The 13,766-nt window shown below is 62.2% G+C and carries 13 protein-coding genes and 3 pseudogenes; 4 read left to right on the top strand and 12 right to left on the bottom strand.

Translation table 11 applies throughout. From position 1 onward, the window contains the following. The 3 genes and pseudogenes from NA637_RS21955 to NA637_RS21945 all read left to right on the top strand — a co-directional run. Positions 1 to 806, top strand: an 806-nt coding sequence (locus NA637_RS21955; protein WP_256074639.1) for a methyl-accepting chemotaxis protein, incomplete at its 5' end; no start/stop codon positions are given. Positions 807 to 973: 167 nt separating this feature from the next. After that, positions 974 to 2,224 (top strand): annotated as a pseudogene (locus NA637_RS21950) (IS256 family transposase). Between the two features lie 77 nt (positions 2,225 to 2,301). After that, positions 2,302 to 3,077, top strand: a pseudogene (locus tag NA637_RS21945) (IS110 family transposase); the annotation flags it as partial. A gap of 8 nt (positions 3,078 to 3,085) precedes the next feature. On the opposite strand, the gene NA637_RS21940 reads toward NA637_RS21945, so the two are convergent. Then, complete coding sequence (locus NA637_RS21940) at positions 3,086 to 3,394, bottom strand: hypothetical protein (RefSeq protein ID WP_143008620.1); 309 nt, start codon at positions 3,392 to 3,394, stop codon at positions 3,086 to 3,088. After that, entirely contained in the window at positions 3,391 to 4,821 is a 1,431-nt protein-coding gene (locus NA637_RS21935) for an FAD-binding oxidoreductase (protein WP_256074638.1), read from the bottom strand. The genes NA637_RS21940 and NA637_RS21935 overlap by 4 nt, the downstream gene beginning before the upstream one ends. Before the next feature lie 308 nt (positions 4,822 to 5,129). Here NA637_RS21935 and NA637_RS21930 point away from each other — a divergent pair. Further along, a pseudogene (locus NA637_RS21930) lies at positions 5,130 to 5,468 on the top strand (ISL3 family transposase); the annotation flags it as partial. Positions 5,469 to 5,655: 187 nt separating this feature from the next. Here NA637_RS21930 and NA637_RS21925 read toward each other — a convergent pair. From NA637_RS21925 to NA637_RS21880, 10 genes are read right to left on the bottom strand one after another with little or no spacing between them, the layout of a single operon-like run. Further along, a complete protein-coding gene (locus NA637_RS21925; protein ID WP_017849597.1) occupies positions 5,656 to 6,096 on the bottom strand; it encodes a GlcG/HbpS family heme-binding protein in 441 nt (146 codons plus the stop codon). Positions 6,097 to 6,126: 30 nt separating this feature from the next. Next, on the bottom strand, positions 6,127 to 6,318 hold the full coding sequence (locus NA637_RS21920) for a 2-hydroxymuconate tautomerase (RefSeq protein ID WP_003292102.1): 192 nt from the start codon (positions 6,316 to 6,318) through the stop codon (positions 6,127 to 6,129). Positions 6,319 to 6,366: 48 nt separating this feature from the next. Beyond that, positions 6,367 to 7,161 carry a 2-oxo-3-hexenedioate decarboxylase gene (gene dmpH / locus NA637_RS21915; protein ID WP_256074637.1) on the bottom strand — a complete coding sequence of 265 codons (795 nt, stop codon included), beginning with the start codon at positions 7,159 to 7,161 and terminating at the stop codon, positions 6,367 to 6,369. After that, entirely contained in the window at positions 7,158 to 8,198 is a 1,041-nt protein-coding gene (gene dmpG, locus NA637_RS21910) for a 4-hydroxy-2-oxovalerate aldolase (RefSeq protein ID WP_009397183.1), read from the bottom strand. The genes dmpH and dmpG overlap by 4 nt, the downstream gene beginning before the upstream one ends. A gap of 12 nt (positions 8,199 to 8,210) precedes the next feature. Continuing rightward, complete coding sequence (locus NA637_RS21905) at positions 8,211 to 9,134, bottom strand: acetaldehyde dehydrogenase (acetylating) (RefSeq protein WP_003292099.1); 924 nt, start codon at positions 9,132 to 9,134, stop codon at positions 8,211 to 8,213. Positions 9,135 to 9,148: 14 nt separating this feature from the next. Further along, on the bottom strand, positions 9,149 to 9,934 hold the full coding sequence (gene dmpE, locus NA637_RS21900) for a 2-oxopent-4-enoate hydratase (RefSeq protein WP_003292096.1): 786 nt from the start codon (positions 9,932 to 9,934) through the stop codon (positions 9,149 to 9,151). Positions 9,935 to 9,945: 11 nt separating this feature from the next. Then, positions 9,946 to 10,794 (bottom strand): alpha/beta fold hydrolase, encoded by an 849-nt coding sequence (locus NA637_RS21895; protein WP_014819622.1) that lies wholly within the window; start codon positions 10,792 to 10,794, stop codon positions 9,946 to 9,948. A gap of 10 nt (positions 10,795 to 10,804) precedes the next feature. Continuing rightward, positions 10,805 to 12,265, bottom strand: coding sequence for a 2-hydroxymuconic semialdehyde dehydrogenase (locus NA637_RS21890; protein ID WP_003292094.1), 1,461 nt, complete (start codon positions 12,263 to 12,265; stop codon positions 10,805 to 10,807). 34 nt (positions 12,266 to 12,299) lie between these two features. Next, on the bottom strand, positions 12,300 to 13,223 hold the full coding sequence (locus NA637_RS21885; protein ID WP_256074635.1) for a catechol 2,3-dioxygenase: 924 nt from the start codon (positions 13,221 to 13,223) through the stop codon (positions 12,300 to 12,302). Continuing rightward, positions 13,220 to 13,558, bottom strand: a complete 339-nt coding sequence (locus NA637_RS21880; protein ID WP_003292091.1) for a 2Fe-2S iron-sulfur cluster binding domain-containing protein — start codon at positions 13,556 to 13,558, stop codon at positions 13,220 to 13,222. Before NA637_RS21880 ends, NA637_RS21885 begins: the two co-directional genes overlap by 4 nt. Positions 13,559 to 13,766 lie beyond the last annotated feature (208 nt).

Genomic DNA, 13,766 nt, shown 5'->3' with positions numbered 1-13,766 from the left:
CAGCTGCAGCTGAGCAGACGGCCCAGGCAAGTAGTCAAACCAGTGACGGTATCCGCCGCCAGCAGCTGGAGACAGACCTGATAGCTACTGCGATGAACGAAATGTCCGCTACTGTTCAGGACGTAGCGGGGAACGCTGCCAGTGCGGCACGGGCGGCACAGGAGGCCGATCAGCAGTCTGAAAGCGGCATGCGCGTGGTTCATCAAACAATCGCTTCTATTGACAGCCTCGCCAGTGAAGTTGAACACGCTGCCACTGTGATTCATGAGCTTGAGGCAGACAGTGCTGGTATTAGCTCTGTAGTGGATGTCATTCGAAGCATTACCGAACAAACCAACCTGCTTGCCCTTAACGCGGCTATTGAAGCTGCACATGCTGGTGAGCACGGACGAGGCTTTGCTGTTGTCGCGGATGAGGTGCGCTCGCTTGCTTCGCGCACGCAACAGTCAGCCAACGAAATTCAGGCCATGATTGAAAAGCTGCAGAGCGGCGCAAATCGTGCTGTTGCTGTCATGGAAAGCAGTTGCAGCAAAGCACAAGCTGGTAAGCAGCAGGTTGCCAGTGCAGGCCATATGCTGGAGCAAATCAGTAATGCTGTGGCGACCATTAATGACATGAATGCCATGATTGCTTCTGCAGCTGAGGAGCAAAGCTCTGTCGCGGAGGAGATCAGCCGTAACGTTACCAACGTAAGCCAGATTGCCGAAAAAACTAGCGAAGCCTCACGTCAGAATGTTGCCACCAGTACGCAATTGGCTTCTCTGGCAAGCCAACTTCAGCGTCTGATGCACATGTTCCGTCTTTAGGGAAACTCTGAAAAGCCCCAGCTTCGCGGAATTGATGCGCTGTAACCCGCTCGGCTGCTGGGCTCTTTTTCCCGAGAAAGGACTTCCTCAGGCCATCCTGAGGAGGGTGTTTTTAACTTTGTGTAAACGGTCATTTGGCAGGAGACTGCCAGCCTCAAGGAGTACCCATGACCGTAGTAAAACGCACCAAGCGAGCGAAGCCCGACCCTGAACTCGTTAAGCTCGCCGACAGCCTGCTGGTCAATTACAAGAAACCGGAAGATTTGATTGGCGAAAACGGCCTGCTCAAGCCAGCTCACCAAGATGCTGGTCGAGCGTGCGCTGGAAGCCGAGATGACCGAGCACCTGGGCATGGCAAGAGTGGATCGATCTTCAACGCCGGCGGTAATGCCCGTAACGGTCACAGCGACAAAACCCTCAAGGGCGATTTCGGCGAACTGCCGCTGGCCATCCCTCGTGACCGCCAGGCGCTGTTCGAGCCGCAGCTGGTGGCCAAGCAGCAAACCCGCTGGACGGGCTTCGACGACAAGATCATCTCGCTGTACGCCCGCGGCCTGAGCGTACGAGAGATCCAGGGGCACCTGGAGGAGATGTACGGCACCGAGGTCTCCCCAACCCTCATCTCGACCGTCACGGACGCGGTAAGCGACGAGGTGAAGCTCTGGCAGGGCCGTCCACTCGATCCGCTGTACCCGATCCTTTATCTGGACTGCATCCACGTCAAAGTGCGCGATGCCGGCGCGGTGCGGACCAAGGCGGTGTACCTGGCTATCGGGGTCAATATGGACGGGCACAAGGAAGTGCTGGGGCTGTGGATCGCCCAAACCGAGGGTGCCAAGTTCTGGTTGCAGGTAGTCACCGAGCTGAAGAACCGTGGCGTGCAGGACATTTTTATCGCCTGCGTGGACGGCCTCAAGGGCTTCCCCGAGGCGATCGAAACGGTCTATCCGAAAGCCTGCGTGCAGTTGTGTATCGTGCACATGGTGCGCAACAGCCTGAACTTCGTGTCCTGGAAAGCGCGCAAGGAAGTGGCCGCCGATCTGAAGCTGGTCTACACCTCGGCGACGGTCGAACTGGCCGAGCAACGGCTGACGGAGTTTGAAGAAAAGTGGGGTGGTCAGTACCAGTCAATCGGCCTGTCCTGGCGGCGTAACTGGGCACGGGTTATCCCGTTCTTCGACCATCCGGCCGAGATCCGCAAGGTGATCTACACCACCAACGCCATCGAATCGATCAACATGAGTTTGCGCAAGGTGATCAAGACCCGGGCCTCGTTCCCAACTGACGAGGCCGTGAGCAAGCTGTTTTATCTGGCGCTGAACAACATCAGCAAGAAGTGGACGATGCCGATACGGGACTGGAAAGCGGCTCTGAATCGCTTCAGTATCCAGTTCGAAGATCGATTGATGCAGGATTAATAGAAATCCCGTTTACACATAATCCGGGACACCCTCATCCTTAGCGTACGTTATTTTCCGGATTCTGCGGGCTCCCCAACAAGAACGACTTCATTGATGCCGAAGCGATCTGCGAAGCCGCCTCGCGGCCCAGCATGCGCTTCGTCTCGCCCAAGACCGAGGCCCGGCAAACGCTTTCGGTATTGCACCGGATGCGTGATTCGCTGGTGCGTGATCGTACCAAGACGGCCAACCAGGCCCACGGTTTCCTGCTTGAGTTCGGCATCAGCCTGCCCAAGGGACTATCGCTGGTCAGACGACTGCCGAGCACGTTGGATGAGCATGAGCTGCCGCCTCGGCTGGTCGCACTCCTAACGCGCCTGCATCAGCATTCACGCTATCTGGACGGACAGATCAAGGCACTGGACAAGGAAATGACCACCCAGCTTGAGGAAGATGACCTGGGGAGTCGCTTGCTGACGATTCCCTGTGTCGGCCCGATCACGGCCAGCCTGTTATCGGCCGAAATGGCGATGGCAAGCAGTATGGCGGCAGCCGTGATTTCGCGGCATCGGTGCGGCTGGTGCCCCGCCAGCACAGCACCGGCGGTCGAGCCAATTTGCTGGGGATGAGCAAACGAGGGGACAAGAATTTGCGGCGACTTCTAGTGCAATGCGCCCGGGTCTAGCCGCAGCGCCTGAAGCATCAGCAGGGCGCCCTGGCCGACTGGGTCCGTTCGCTACGAGAGCGACGCCGCTCGAATCACTCGAATGTAGTGGTGTGCGCCCTGGCCAACAAGTTCGCCCGAATCGCCTGGGCGATCGCTGCCAACCACTCGGAATTCGAAGCAGGGCCAGTCGTCTACGCCGCCTGATCCGGCCATTACAGCTGTACCACGGAACACCCTTCCAGGTTTTGCGATGCTGAACAACCGATGACGTGAACGGCCACCGGCTTGGTGAAGAACCTGACATAAAAAACGGCTTTCGAAGCCGCCGGCTTGTCAGGATCACCAGGCGCGACTCTCATCGTGGCGCGAGGCAGCCCAAACGAGACGCCGGATAGATTTACGCAAGCCATAGAATCATCGCTGGTCAGTATTGCAGAAACGGGGTGACCGTAAATTTTTTCTTCAAAAAAATCTCTTGCAGCACCCATCAGGCGGCGACCGCCGCCACCACCCCCACTCAAGACGCCAGAATCTTCCCCGGATTCATGATCCCGTGCGGATCGAGCGCGCGCTTCACCGTCGCGATCAAGGACAGCTCCGCCGGATTGCGGCTGTAGTGCAACCACGGCCGCTTGTGCAGCCCAATGCCGTGCTCGGCCGAGACCGATCCCGACAGGCTGCGCACGATAGCGTAGAATGCGGCCTCGATGCGCTGTTCGGTCTTGCGGTCGTCAGTCGGCAGCGAACCCACCACGATATGCACGTTGCCGTCGCCGACGTGGCCGAAGTAGATCGCCCGAACGCCGGGGAAATCGCGCGCCAGCGCCTCGCGCATCCGGGCCACGCATTCCTCGATGCCCGAGATGGGCGCGGACACGTCGAAGTTGATGGTGGGCGCGAAGGTGCGCAGCATCTCGGAGATGGCATCGCGCAGTTCCCAGAAGGCTTGTGTCTGCGTGTGAGATTGGGCCACGGCGGCGTCGGCGATCCAGCCTTCGGCCAGCGCGTGTTCTAACATCGCCTCGAAGCGCGCCGCATCCTCTTCGGGTGCGGCCGCCTGCAGGTCCAGCAGCACGTATAGTGGATACGTGGCCGGCAGCGGCGCGGCGATGCCGCCGGCGGTTGTGGCCGCGGCATAGTAGTCCTGCCACATCATCTCGAATGCGCTGACCCGGCCGCCCAGGAGGTGCTGCGCATGGCGCAGCAGCTTGATGGCCGAGCCGAAATCGGGCGCGGCTACCAACGCGGTATTGGCGCCCGAGACGCCCGGATGCAGGCGGAGCACGGCCTGCGTGATGATGCCCAGCGTGCCCTCGGTGCCGATGAACAGATGCTTCAGATCGGGGCCGGCATTGTTCTTGACCATCTTGTTCATCATGGACAGCACGGTTCCGTCGGGCAGCACGGCTTCCAGTCCCAGCACCAGGTCGCGCGCCATGCCGTAGCGGATCACGCGGTTGCCGCCCGCATTGGTGGCGATGTTGCCGCCGATCTGGCATGAGCCGCGCGCGCCCAGGTCCAGCGCGAACAGAAAGCCCGCCGCCTGCGCGGCTTCCTGAACGACCTGCAGCGGCGTGCCGGCCAGCACGGTCATGGTGGCTGAGGCAGGGTCCAGTTCGACCACGCCGGACATGCGCTCCAGTGAAACGAGCACGCAGCCTTCTATCGGCGTGGCACCGCCGGCCAGGCCGGTCAGCCCGCCCTGCGGCACCACCGGGCAGCGTCCTGCATGGCATAATGACAGCACGCGCGCAATTTCGGCGGTGTCGTGCGGGCGCACCAAGGCCAGCGGCCTGCCGCCTTCCTCGCCGCTCCAGTCGTTCAGGTACCGGGCCTCGATGTCGGCGCCCGCCAGCACTTCGCCGATGCTGGCGTCGGCGCGCAGCGCGGCCAGAATTCGTTTAGGGTTCCAGGGCCCGGACGCCGGTTCCGATGCAGTGATGTTCATGAAGAGACTCCTCTTCCAGTTTATGGAACGGCCAGCGTGTCCAGCCTTTATGATGGGCGGCCGCGGATTCTGGGGAAAGAGCGAGTTACTAACCCGAAATTTTGTATCCGGACAGTCAAAAAGTTTTCCGATAAATATCCGTGAAACCCATAACACGCTGATGCTTTTGTGTTTTTATGATGTCAGACAATACCCCGTAATATCATTGCGATGTTCGAATACTTTGTTCCTCATTAGTAACAGGCGAGGAAGTGGGTAGATTGGCAGTCGCTAAACATCCCAACCCCCACACCCTGCTGTCGCTATGCAGCCGCCAGGCGATTCGCCCATTCTTCGAGTGGCTCGGTGAGCACTGCCGGCATATCGAGGCGGTCGCCATGGACATGAACACCGCTTTCGACCTGGAAGTGCAGCGGCACTGCCCTCAAGCCGACGTGGCCTACGACCTGTTCCATGGGGTGGCGCGCTACGGTCGTGAGGTGATCGACCATAGTCGCGTCGACCAGGCCAACCTCCTGCGCGATAACAAAACAGCGCGCAAGGTGGTGGTCAAGCGCAGCCGCTGGCTGCTGCTGCGCAACGCTGAGAACCTCAAGGACGGCCAAGCCGTGCAGTTGCAGGAATTGCTCGCCGCCAACCAGCCATTGGCCCACGGTCTATCTGCCACCGCCAAACTGAACGGGCTTGCCGACCTAGCATCCATCGGCTGATCTGTTTCTCGCTCCGCTTATTACCGAAACCGCCTAAAGAGATCAGAAGGCCAGTCAATGCTGCTGATTTCCTTCTGGAAGCCAGCCGCATGATGCGTTCGGGCGCGAAAGTCGAAATCTACCTCTACCCCAAACTGGATGCCTCATGATGCCCTATGGCCGCCAAGCCCGCTGCCGCGCAGGCTTCGTCCTGCCCCTCGTCGGCCCCAGAGACGCCGATGCCGCCGATGCATTCACCATCGAGCAGGATCGGCAGGCCCCCGCCGAACACCACCAGCCGCTCGCGTCTTGGCAGGCCGATGCGCAGGCGCGGGTTGTCACCCAGCACGTCGAGCCAGTCGCGGGTGGAGAAGCCGAAGCTCACGGCGGTGTATGCCTTGTCTTCGGCAATTTCCCGTGAATGTAGAAAGGCGCCGTTCATGCGGAGATAGGCCAACGGCAGGCCGGAGTGGTCAACCACGCAGACGTTAATGCGCACGCCTAGCTTCTCTGCATGTGCCACGGCCGCACGGGTGGCGGCATAGGCGGCTTCCCAGTGCAGCGAGCGTTGATTCGTTGTTCTCATGTGCCGGACTCTGTGCAGGAGGAGGCAGGTTCATCGACCAATGGCCTTGGCGCTTTCGCCGCCGATGCCGAAGTGGCCTTTGGGCATCTCGGTTATAATCACTCGCACGCTGGTCAGCGGCGCATCCAGGGAGCGCGAGATGGCCTCGCTGACTTCGCGAATGAGGGTTTCCTTCTGCTCGTCGCTGCGGCCTTCAAGGATGTGGATCTGGGCAATAGGCATGGTGTGCCTCCTGAAGAAGAGGCCGCCCGGGCAGGGCGGCCGGATGGCTCAGACGAAGCGCGCGGAGACGCTGCCAAGCCCCTGGTAGCGCACGGTGATGTTGTCGCCCGGCGCTACTGCGACGGCGGCGGTGATGCCGCCAGTCATGATGAAGGTGCCGGCCGGTATGTGTTCGTCGCGCTCTGCCAGCAGGTTGGTCAGCATGGCCACGCTGGACAGCGGATGGCCGAGCACTGCGGCGCCGGCACCAAGTTCCACCACCTCGCCGTTCTTCTCCATCACCACGCCGAGAGTGCGCAGGTCGACCTCCTCGAGGTTGGCCATGCGGCCTCCGGTGATGTAGCGGGTCGACGAGGCGTTGTCGGCCACCACGCTGATCAGGTCGAACTTGAAATTCTCATAGCGCGAGTCGATTACCTCGACGGTGGGGATCACGTAGTCGACCGCGGCGATCACGTCGCCGATATGGCAACCAGGCCCGACCAGCGGTGCCTTGGTGACCACCGCGATTTCCGCCTCGATCTTGGGGTGGATCAGCTTGGAACAGTCCACCGTGCCGCCGTCGGGCACGCTGAAGTAGTCGGCGAGAAAGCCGTAGATCGGCGTCTCCACGCCCATCTGTGCCATCTTCGCCCATGAGGTCAGGCCCATCTTCAGGCCGACGATCTTGTTGCCGCGCTCCTCCTTGCGCCGGCGGATTTCCCACTGGATGTCGTAGGCATCGGCGAAGGTCATCTCGGGATAGTCGTTGGTGACCTTGTGGATGTCATGGGCCTGCAATTCGGCGTTCTCGATGTGCTCGGCCAGGGCCAGCACCTGCTCGCGGTTGAGGGTACGGTTCATGCGCTCACCTTCTGGTTCTGGCGGGCCCGGGACATATCCAGGGCGAGGTCTTCGATCATGTCTTCCTGGCCGCCGACGGTGCCGCGGCGCCCCAGCTCGACCAGAATGTCGCGGGCCGGTACGCCGTATTTCTTCTCGGCGCGCTGGGCAAACAACAGGAACGAGCTGTATACGCCGGCATAGCCCAGGGTCAGCGCATCGCGGTCGACGCGGATCGGCTGGTCCATCATTGGCACGACGATGTCTTCGGCCACATCCATGATCTTGTAGAGGTCGATGCCGGTTTCCACGCCCATGCGCTTGCACACCGCGACGAAGACTTCCAGCGGGGTGTTGCCGGCACCGGCGCCGAGGCCGGCGACCGAGCCGTCGATACGCGAGGCGCCAGCTTCGATGGCGGCCAGCGAGTTGGCGATGGCCATGCCCATGTTGTGGTGGCCGTGGAAGCCGATCTCGGTGGCGGGGTTCAGCTCGGCGCGCAGCAGGCCGATCTTCTCGCTGACCTCATCGGGCAGCATGTAGCCGGCCGAGTCGGTGCAGTAGATGCAGTTAGCGCCGTAGCTTTCCATCAGCCGCGCCTGCTCCAGCACTTTTTCCGCGCTGATCATGTGCGCCATCATCAGAAAGCCGACGGTATCGGCGCCCAGCTTGCGCGACATGCCGATGTGCTGCTCGGAGACGTCGGCCTCGGTGCAATGCGTGGCCACACGAATGGTGGAGACGCCACAGTCGAGCGCCATCTTCAGGTGGTCGACCGTGCCGATGCCCGGCAGCAGCAGGGCGGATACCTTGGCCTGCTTGAGGCGCGGGATCACCGCACGCAGGTATTCCTCGTCGCTGTGCGCGGGGAAACCGTAGTTGATCGAGCGACCGCCGAGGCCGTCGCCGTGGGTGATCTCGATCAGTGGCATGCCGGCGGCGTCGAGGCCGGTGGCGACCGCGATCATCTGCTCGAGGCTGATCTGGTGGCGCTTGGCGTGCATGCCGTCGCGCAGGCTCATGTCGTGCAGGGTGACGTTCTTGCCTTGCAGATTCATGGTGCGACTCCTTTAGGCCAGTGCCGCTTCACGACGTGGCAGTTGAATGGTGCCGCTGGCGATTTCCTCGGCGAACATCTCGCCAGTACGCAGCGCTGCGGCGGTCATGATGTCGAGGTTGCCGGCGTACTTGGGCAGGTAGTCGCCCAGGCCCTCGACTTCCATGAAGATCGAGACGCGGTTGCCGTCGAATACCGGGCCATTCTTCAGCCGGTAGCCGGGCACGTACTTCTGCACCTCGGCGATCATCGCGTGGACCGATGCGGTGATCGCATCCTGGTCCGGTTCGGTTTCGGTCAGGCAGTGGATGGTGTCGCGCATCATCAGCGGCGGCTCGGCCGGGTTGACGACGATGATCGCCTTGCCTTCCTTGGCCCCGCCGACCTGCTCGATGGCGCCGGCGGTGGTGCGGGTGAACTCGTCGATGTTCTTGCGGGTGCCCGGGCCGATGGAGCGCGAGGACACGGTGGCGACGATCTCGCCGTAGGCCACCGGCTGCACGCGCGATACCGCGGCGACCATCGGGATGGTGGCCTGGCCACCACAGGTGACCATGTTGACGTTCATTTCCAGCGTGCCGACATGCTGCTTGAGGTTCACCGGCGGCACGCAGTACGGGCCGATGGCGGCCGGGGTCAGGTCGACCATCAGCACGCCCAGCTCGTTGAGCTTGCGGCTGTTCTCGGCGTGTACATAGGCGGAGGTGGCATCGAAGGCGATGCGGATATCGTCCTCGAGCACGTGCGGCAGCAGGCCGTCGACGCCCTCGGCGGTGGTCTTCAGGCCGAACTCGCGGGCGCGCTTGAGGCCATCGGACTCGGGGTCGATGCCGACCATCCAGACCGGCTCGATCCACTCGGAACGCAGCATCTTCATCACCAGATCTGTGCCGATGTTGCCCGGGCCGATAATGGCGGCTTTCAGTTTCTTGCTCATCAGGCTGTCCTCGATCAGATGAAGCGCACGGAGGCGCTGCCGATGCCGCCGATCTCGACGCGCATGAAATCACCGGCCTTGACCGGTTCCAGCGGAACCAGCGAGCCGGACAGGATCACTTCGCCGGCCTTGAGGCCAATGCCGAAGTGGCCGAGGGTGTTGGCCAGCCAGGCCACGCAGTTGACCGGCGAGCCGAGCGCAGCCGCTCCAGCGCCGGTGGAGAGCAGCTGGCCGTTCTTCTCAACCAGCATGCCGCAGGTGACCAGATCGACCTGGCGCGGTGAGACGGCCTGGTCCCCCAGCACGAACAGCCCGCAGGAGGCGTTGTCCGCGACGGTGTCCTGGATCTTGATCTTCCAGTCCTGGATGCGCGAATCGACCACTTCGAAGCAGGGGATCACGCATTCGGTGGCAGCCAGCACGTCGGCGTTGGTCACGCCCGGCCCCATCAAATCCTTCTTGAGGATGAAGGCGATCTCGCCCTCGGCGCGTGGCTGGATCAGCCGCTCGCTGATCGGCATTGCCTCGCCGCTGTTGTAGACCATGGCATCGGTGAGGTAGCCGAAGTCCGGCTGGTGCACGCTGAGCATGTTCTGCACGGCCTTGCTGGTGACGCCGATCTTCTTGCCGATCACCCGCTCGCCGGCCGCCAGGCGGCGTTCGAGCATGCGCAGGGAGATGTGGTAGGCGTCCTCGACCGTGATGTCGAAGCCGCGGCTGGTCAGCGGCGACACGGTCTCGCGCTGGACCATCGCCTGGTAGAGCTCGTCGCCGAGTTCGTTGATCAATGTCTTGTCCATATCGGTCTCTCTCAGGAATGGAGGGCGTCGGCCTCGGCGAGGAAATTCTCGACCAGGCGGGCGAAACGCTCGGCGTGTTCGATCTGGGTCCAGTGGCCGCAATGGCCAAAGACGTGGAGTTGGGCGTTGGGAATCCACTGCGCGAGGGTCAGCGAAGCCTGCAGCGGGATGATCCGATCCTCGCGGCCATGGATGACCAGGGTTTCGTGGGGCAGGGCGCGGATATCGGCCTCGTTGCTGGCCAGATCGTCGACTCCGTTCTGCCGTGGCGGCGGGAACATCGCGGCGAACGACTCCTGGAAGCCCGGGCGGATGCTGGCTTGGTAGCGCAGCTCGGCCAGCTCGTCGTTGACCAGGGTGCGGTCGTGGGCGAACAGATCGAGCAGCCTGCGCATGTTGGCCAGCGACGGCGTGTAGCCCCACGCCATTTCCAGCCCCTCGGTGATCGGAAAGGCCACGCCGACGCTGCCCATCAGCACCAGCCGGCGCACGCGCTCGGGGTGACGGATGGCCAGTGCCAGCGCCAGCCCGCCGCCGAACGAGTTGCCGACGATGTCGGCCTGCTGGATGCCGAGGGCGTCGAGCACGCCGATGGCATGCTCGACCCAGCGCGCCTGGCTGTATTGTCCATCGGCCGGACGTTCGCTGTAGCCGAAGCCGAGCATGTCCGGAGCGACCACCCGGCGCGTCTGCGCCAGCTGCGGAATGATCCCGCGCCAGTTGGCCCAGGCGGTGACGCCCGGCCCGGAGCCGTGGATCAGCAGAACCGGGAAGCCTTCGCCCTGATCATGCAGGTTGGTGCGGTAGCCAGCGGCGAGGATTTCGCGACCGATTTCAGGGCTTTGCTGCGGTGCGTTCATGGCCAGCTCCTCAGAGTTTCACACAGATGTTTTTCAGCTCGGTGTAGAATTCCAGCGAGTGCACACCCCCTTCGCGCCCGATGCCCGACTGCTTGCTGCCGCCGAAGGCGGTGCGCAGGTCGCGCAGGAACCAGCTGTTGACCCAGACGATGCCGGCCTCGATCTGCCCGGCGACGCGGTGGGCGCGCGAAGCGTTCTCGGTCCAGATCGCCGAGGCCAGGCCGTAAGGCAGGCTGTTGGCCAGTTCAATGGCTTCCTCCTCGCTGTCGAACGGGCGGATATGGCAGCAGGGGCCGAAGATTTCCTCGGTGACCACCGCCGAATCGTCGGTCAGGCCGGTCCAGATGGTCGGCTGCACCCAGGCGCCGCCGGCCAGGTGCGCCGGCATCTCCGGCACGCCGCCGCCGGTGACAACGGTGGCGCCGTCGTCGACTGCCTGCTGGTAGTAACTGAGGACTTTTTCACGGTGCTTGTGGCTGATCAGCGGGCCGAAATTGGCCTCTGGATCGTTCGGTTCGCCGATCTTCAACGCTTCGGCGCCGGCCTTCAGGCGGGCGACGAACGCGTCGAAGATCGGCCGCTCGACATACACCCGCTCGGTGCCCAGGCAGACTTGGCCGCAGTTGGCGAAGGCCGAGCGCAGGGTGCCCTCGATGGCCTTGTCCAGGTCACAGTCGGCGAAGACGATGCCGGCGTTCTTGCCGCCCAGCTCCAGCGACACCTGGCGCACGCCCTTGGCCGCGGCGCGCATGATGGTTTCGCCGGTGCCGGTCTCGCCGGTGAAGGTGTAGGCGTCGACGTCCGGGTGCTCGGTGAGGAAGGCCCCGGCCGAATCGCCGCCGAAACCGTGCACCACGTTGTACACGCCGGCCGGCACACCGGCGGCCTGCATCACCTCGCCGAGCAGGGTGGCGGTCAGCGGGGTTTCCTCGGATGGTTTGACCACCACGCAGTTGCCGCAGGCCAGGGCCGGGCCGACTTTCCAGGTCATCAGCAGCAGCGGCAGGTTCCACGGGCTGATCACGCCGATCACCCCCTTGGGCCGGCGCACGCCGTAGTTGAGTGCACCGGCGCCGTCCGGGGTGGCCATCTCGAAGGCTTCGGTCGGCACGTTCTTGATCAGGTCGGCGAACACCTTGAAATTGGCCGCGCCGCGCGGAATGTCGATGTGGCTGGCCAGGGATTTGGGCTTGCCGGTGTCCAGGCATTCGGCCTCGAGAAACTCATCGAAGCGCGCCGTGACGCCATCGGCCACGCGATGCAGAATCTCAGCGCGCTCGGCCACCGTCATCTTCCCCCATGGTCCCTTCAGCGCAGCGCGTGCCGCCCTGACCGCGGCGTCGACCTCGGCGCGGCCGGCCTCGTGCACGCGGCCGATCACCTGGCCATTGACCGGGTTGATGTCCTCGAAGGTGCGGCCGCTGGCCGAATCGACGAAGGCACCGTTAATGAAATGCTTGATCTCTTTCATCTGCGCAATCTCTGCAATAAGTCGAACCGAACCATCAGGTCAGCACGGTCATGAATCGTTCGTTGAGCACACGGTCGTGATAGAAGATCGCCTTGCCCAGGTCCTTAGCCAGCCAGGTCACCGGCTTGTGATCCGGATAGCTGTAGTCGCCGCCGCAGAACACCTCGCTGCGGTTACCGGACGGGTCGAAGAAGTAGATGGTCTTGCCGTGGGTCAGGCCATGACGGGTCGGGCCGATGTCGATAGAGGTGTCGGTCATGGAGATCAGGTCGGCGGCGCGAAGCACGTCTTCCCAGGTTTCGAGGTAGAAGGACACATGATGGAGGCGGCCTTTTTCCGGATGGTGAATGAAGGCCACGTCGTGGGCCTTGGTCGACAGACTGAGGAACTGGGAGACGCGCGTGCCATTTTCGTCCAGCACCTGTTCGGCCAGATAGAAGCCGAGCACCTTGGTGAACAGGTCATAGGTCGCCGGCAATTCGTCGCCATACAGTAGGCAATGATCGAAACGCACAGCCGCCATGCCTTTCAGATCGCGCGGCCATGCCTCGGGATTGACCTCATTCACACCCCACTTTCCAGTATATTCCTTGTCTGCATACAACTCGAAGTGATGCCCGGAGGGTGCCTGGAAGCGCACGCGCCGGCCACAACTGTTCAGCTCACCTGCGGGTAGCTGCTCAACGGCACAGCCATATGCCGTCAGATCCCGCTCCAGTTGCCGGAGAGCATCCTCATCCACAACCTTGAAACCCATAAAATCCATACCAGGTTCGTCGGCTTCGCGTAGCACCACGGAGAATTTGTCAACTTCGGTCCAAGCCTTGAGATAGACACGGCCCTGATCGTCACGGTCCATCTCGATCAGGCCCAGCAACTCGACGTAGTGTTCCAGGGCCTTGCTCATGTCCAGTACACGCAGCTGCACATGGCCGGGGCGCATTATACCTTTGTTCATGACGTCACCTTTTCTCTTTGTTGTGGGTCGACCGTATTTTCATAGCACGGCTTTGAATAACGCTCGATACATAGATCGCTACGGGCAAACAGTCGGCAGGCCAGGGCGTAGCCTTGTTCGCGGGCCTCTACCGGTACGTGCTTGCAGCTCATACGCCCGCATTCGTAATCACCGGTCAGCACCCGCACCTTACACAGGCCGCACCCGCCGCCGCGACAGCCAACTGGTAGGCAGTGCTTGTTCTGGGCCTCCATAGCACGAAGCACTGACTGCTGCGGCTGGCAGACGAAGCTCTCCCCATCAGGCCGTACAGTGATTTCAAAGACCGTTGGCATCCCGCCTCCGTCGACATGTGCGTCAGTGGGCACCGCTGCAGGACCTCCAAATACAAGTCCTGACCAGTTTGGCGATCGCTAGGGAAGTATTGATTGTCATCGCGGGAGCGCTGATTATTAAGGTGTAACGGAACGAACTCTTGTTATTGGTTTGCATTGTTCTCTCTAGCGATGCTCTTTGGCGCAGCATGTATGAAATCCTAATGGG

It is taken from the genome of Stutzerimonas stutzeri (assembly GCF_024448935.1).
GTDB classification, from domain to species: Bacteria; Pseudomonadota; Gammaproteobacteria; order Pseudomonadales; family Pseudomonadaceae; genus Stutzerimonas; species Stutzerimonas stutzeri_AO.
Note: the sequence above shows the minus strand (reverse complement) of the source record. Positions and strands in the feature narration are given on the sequence as shown.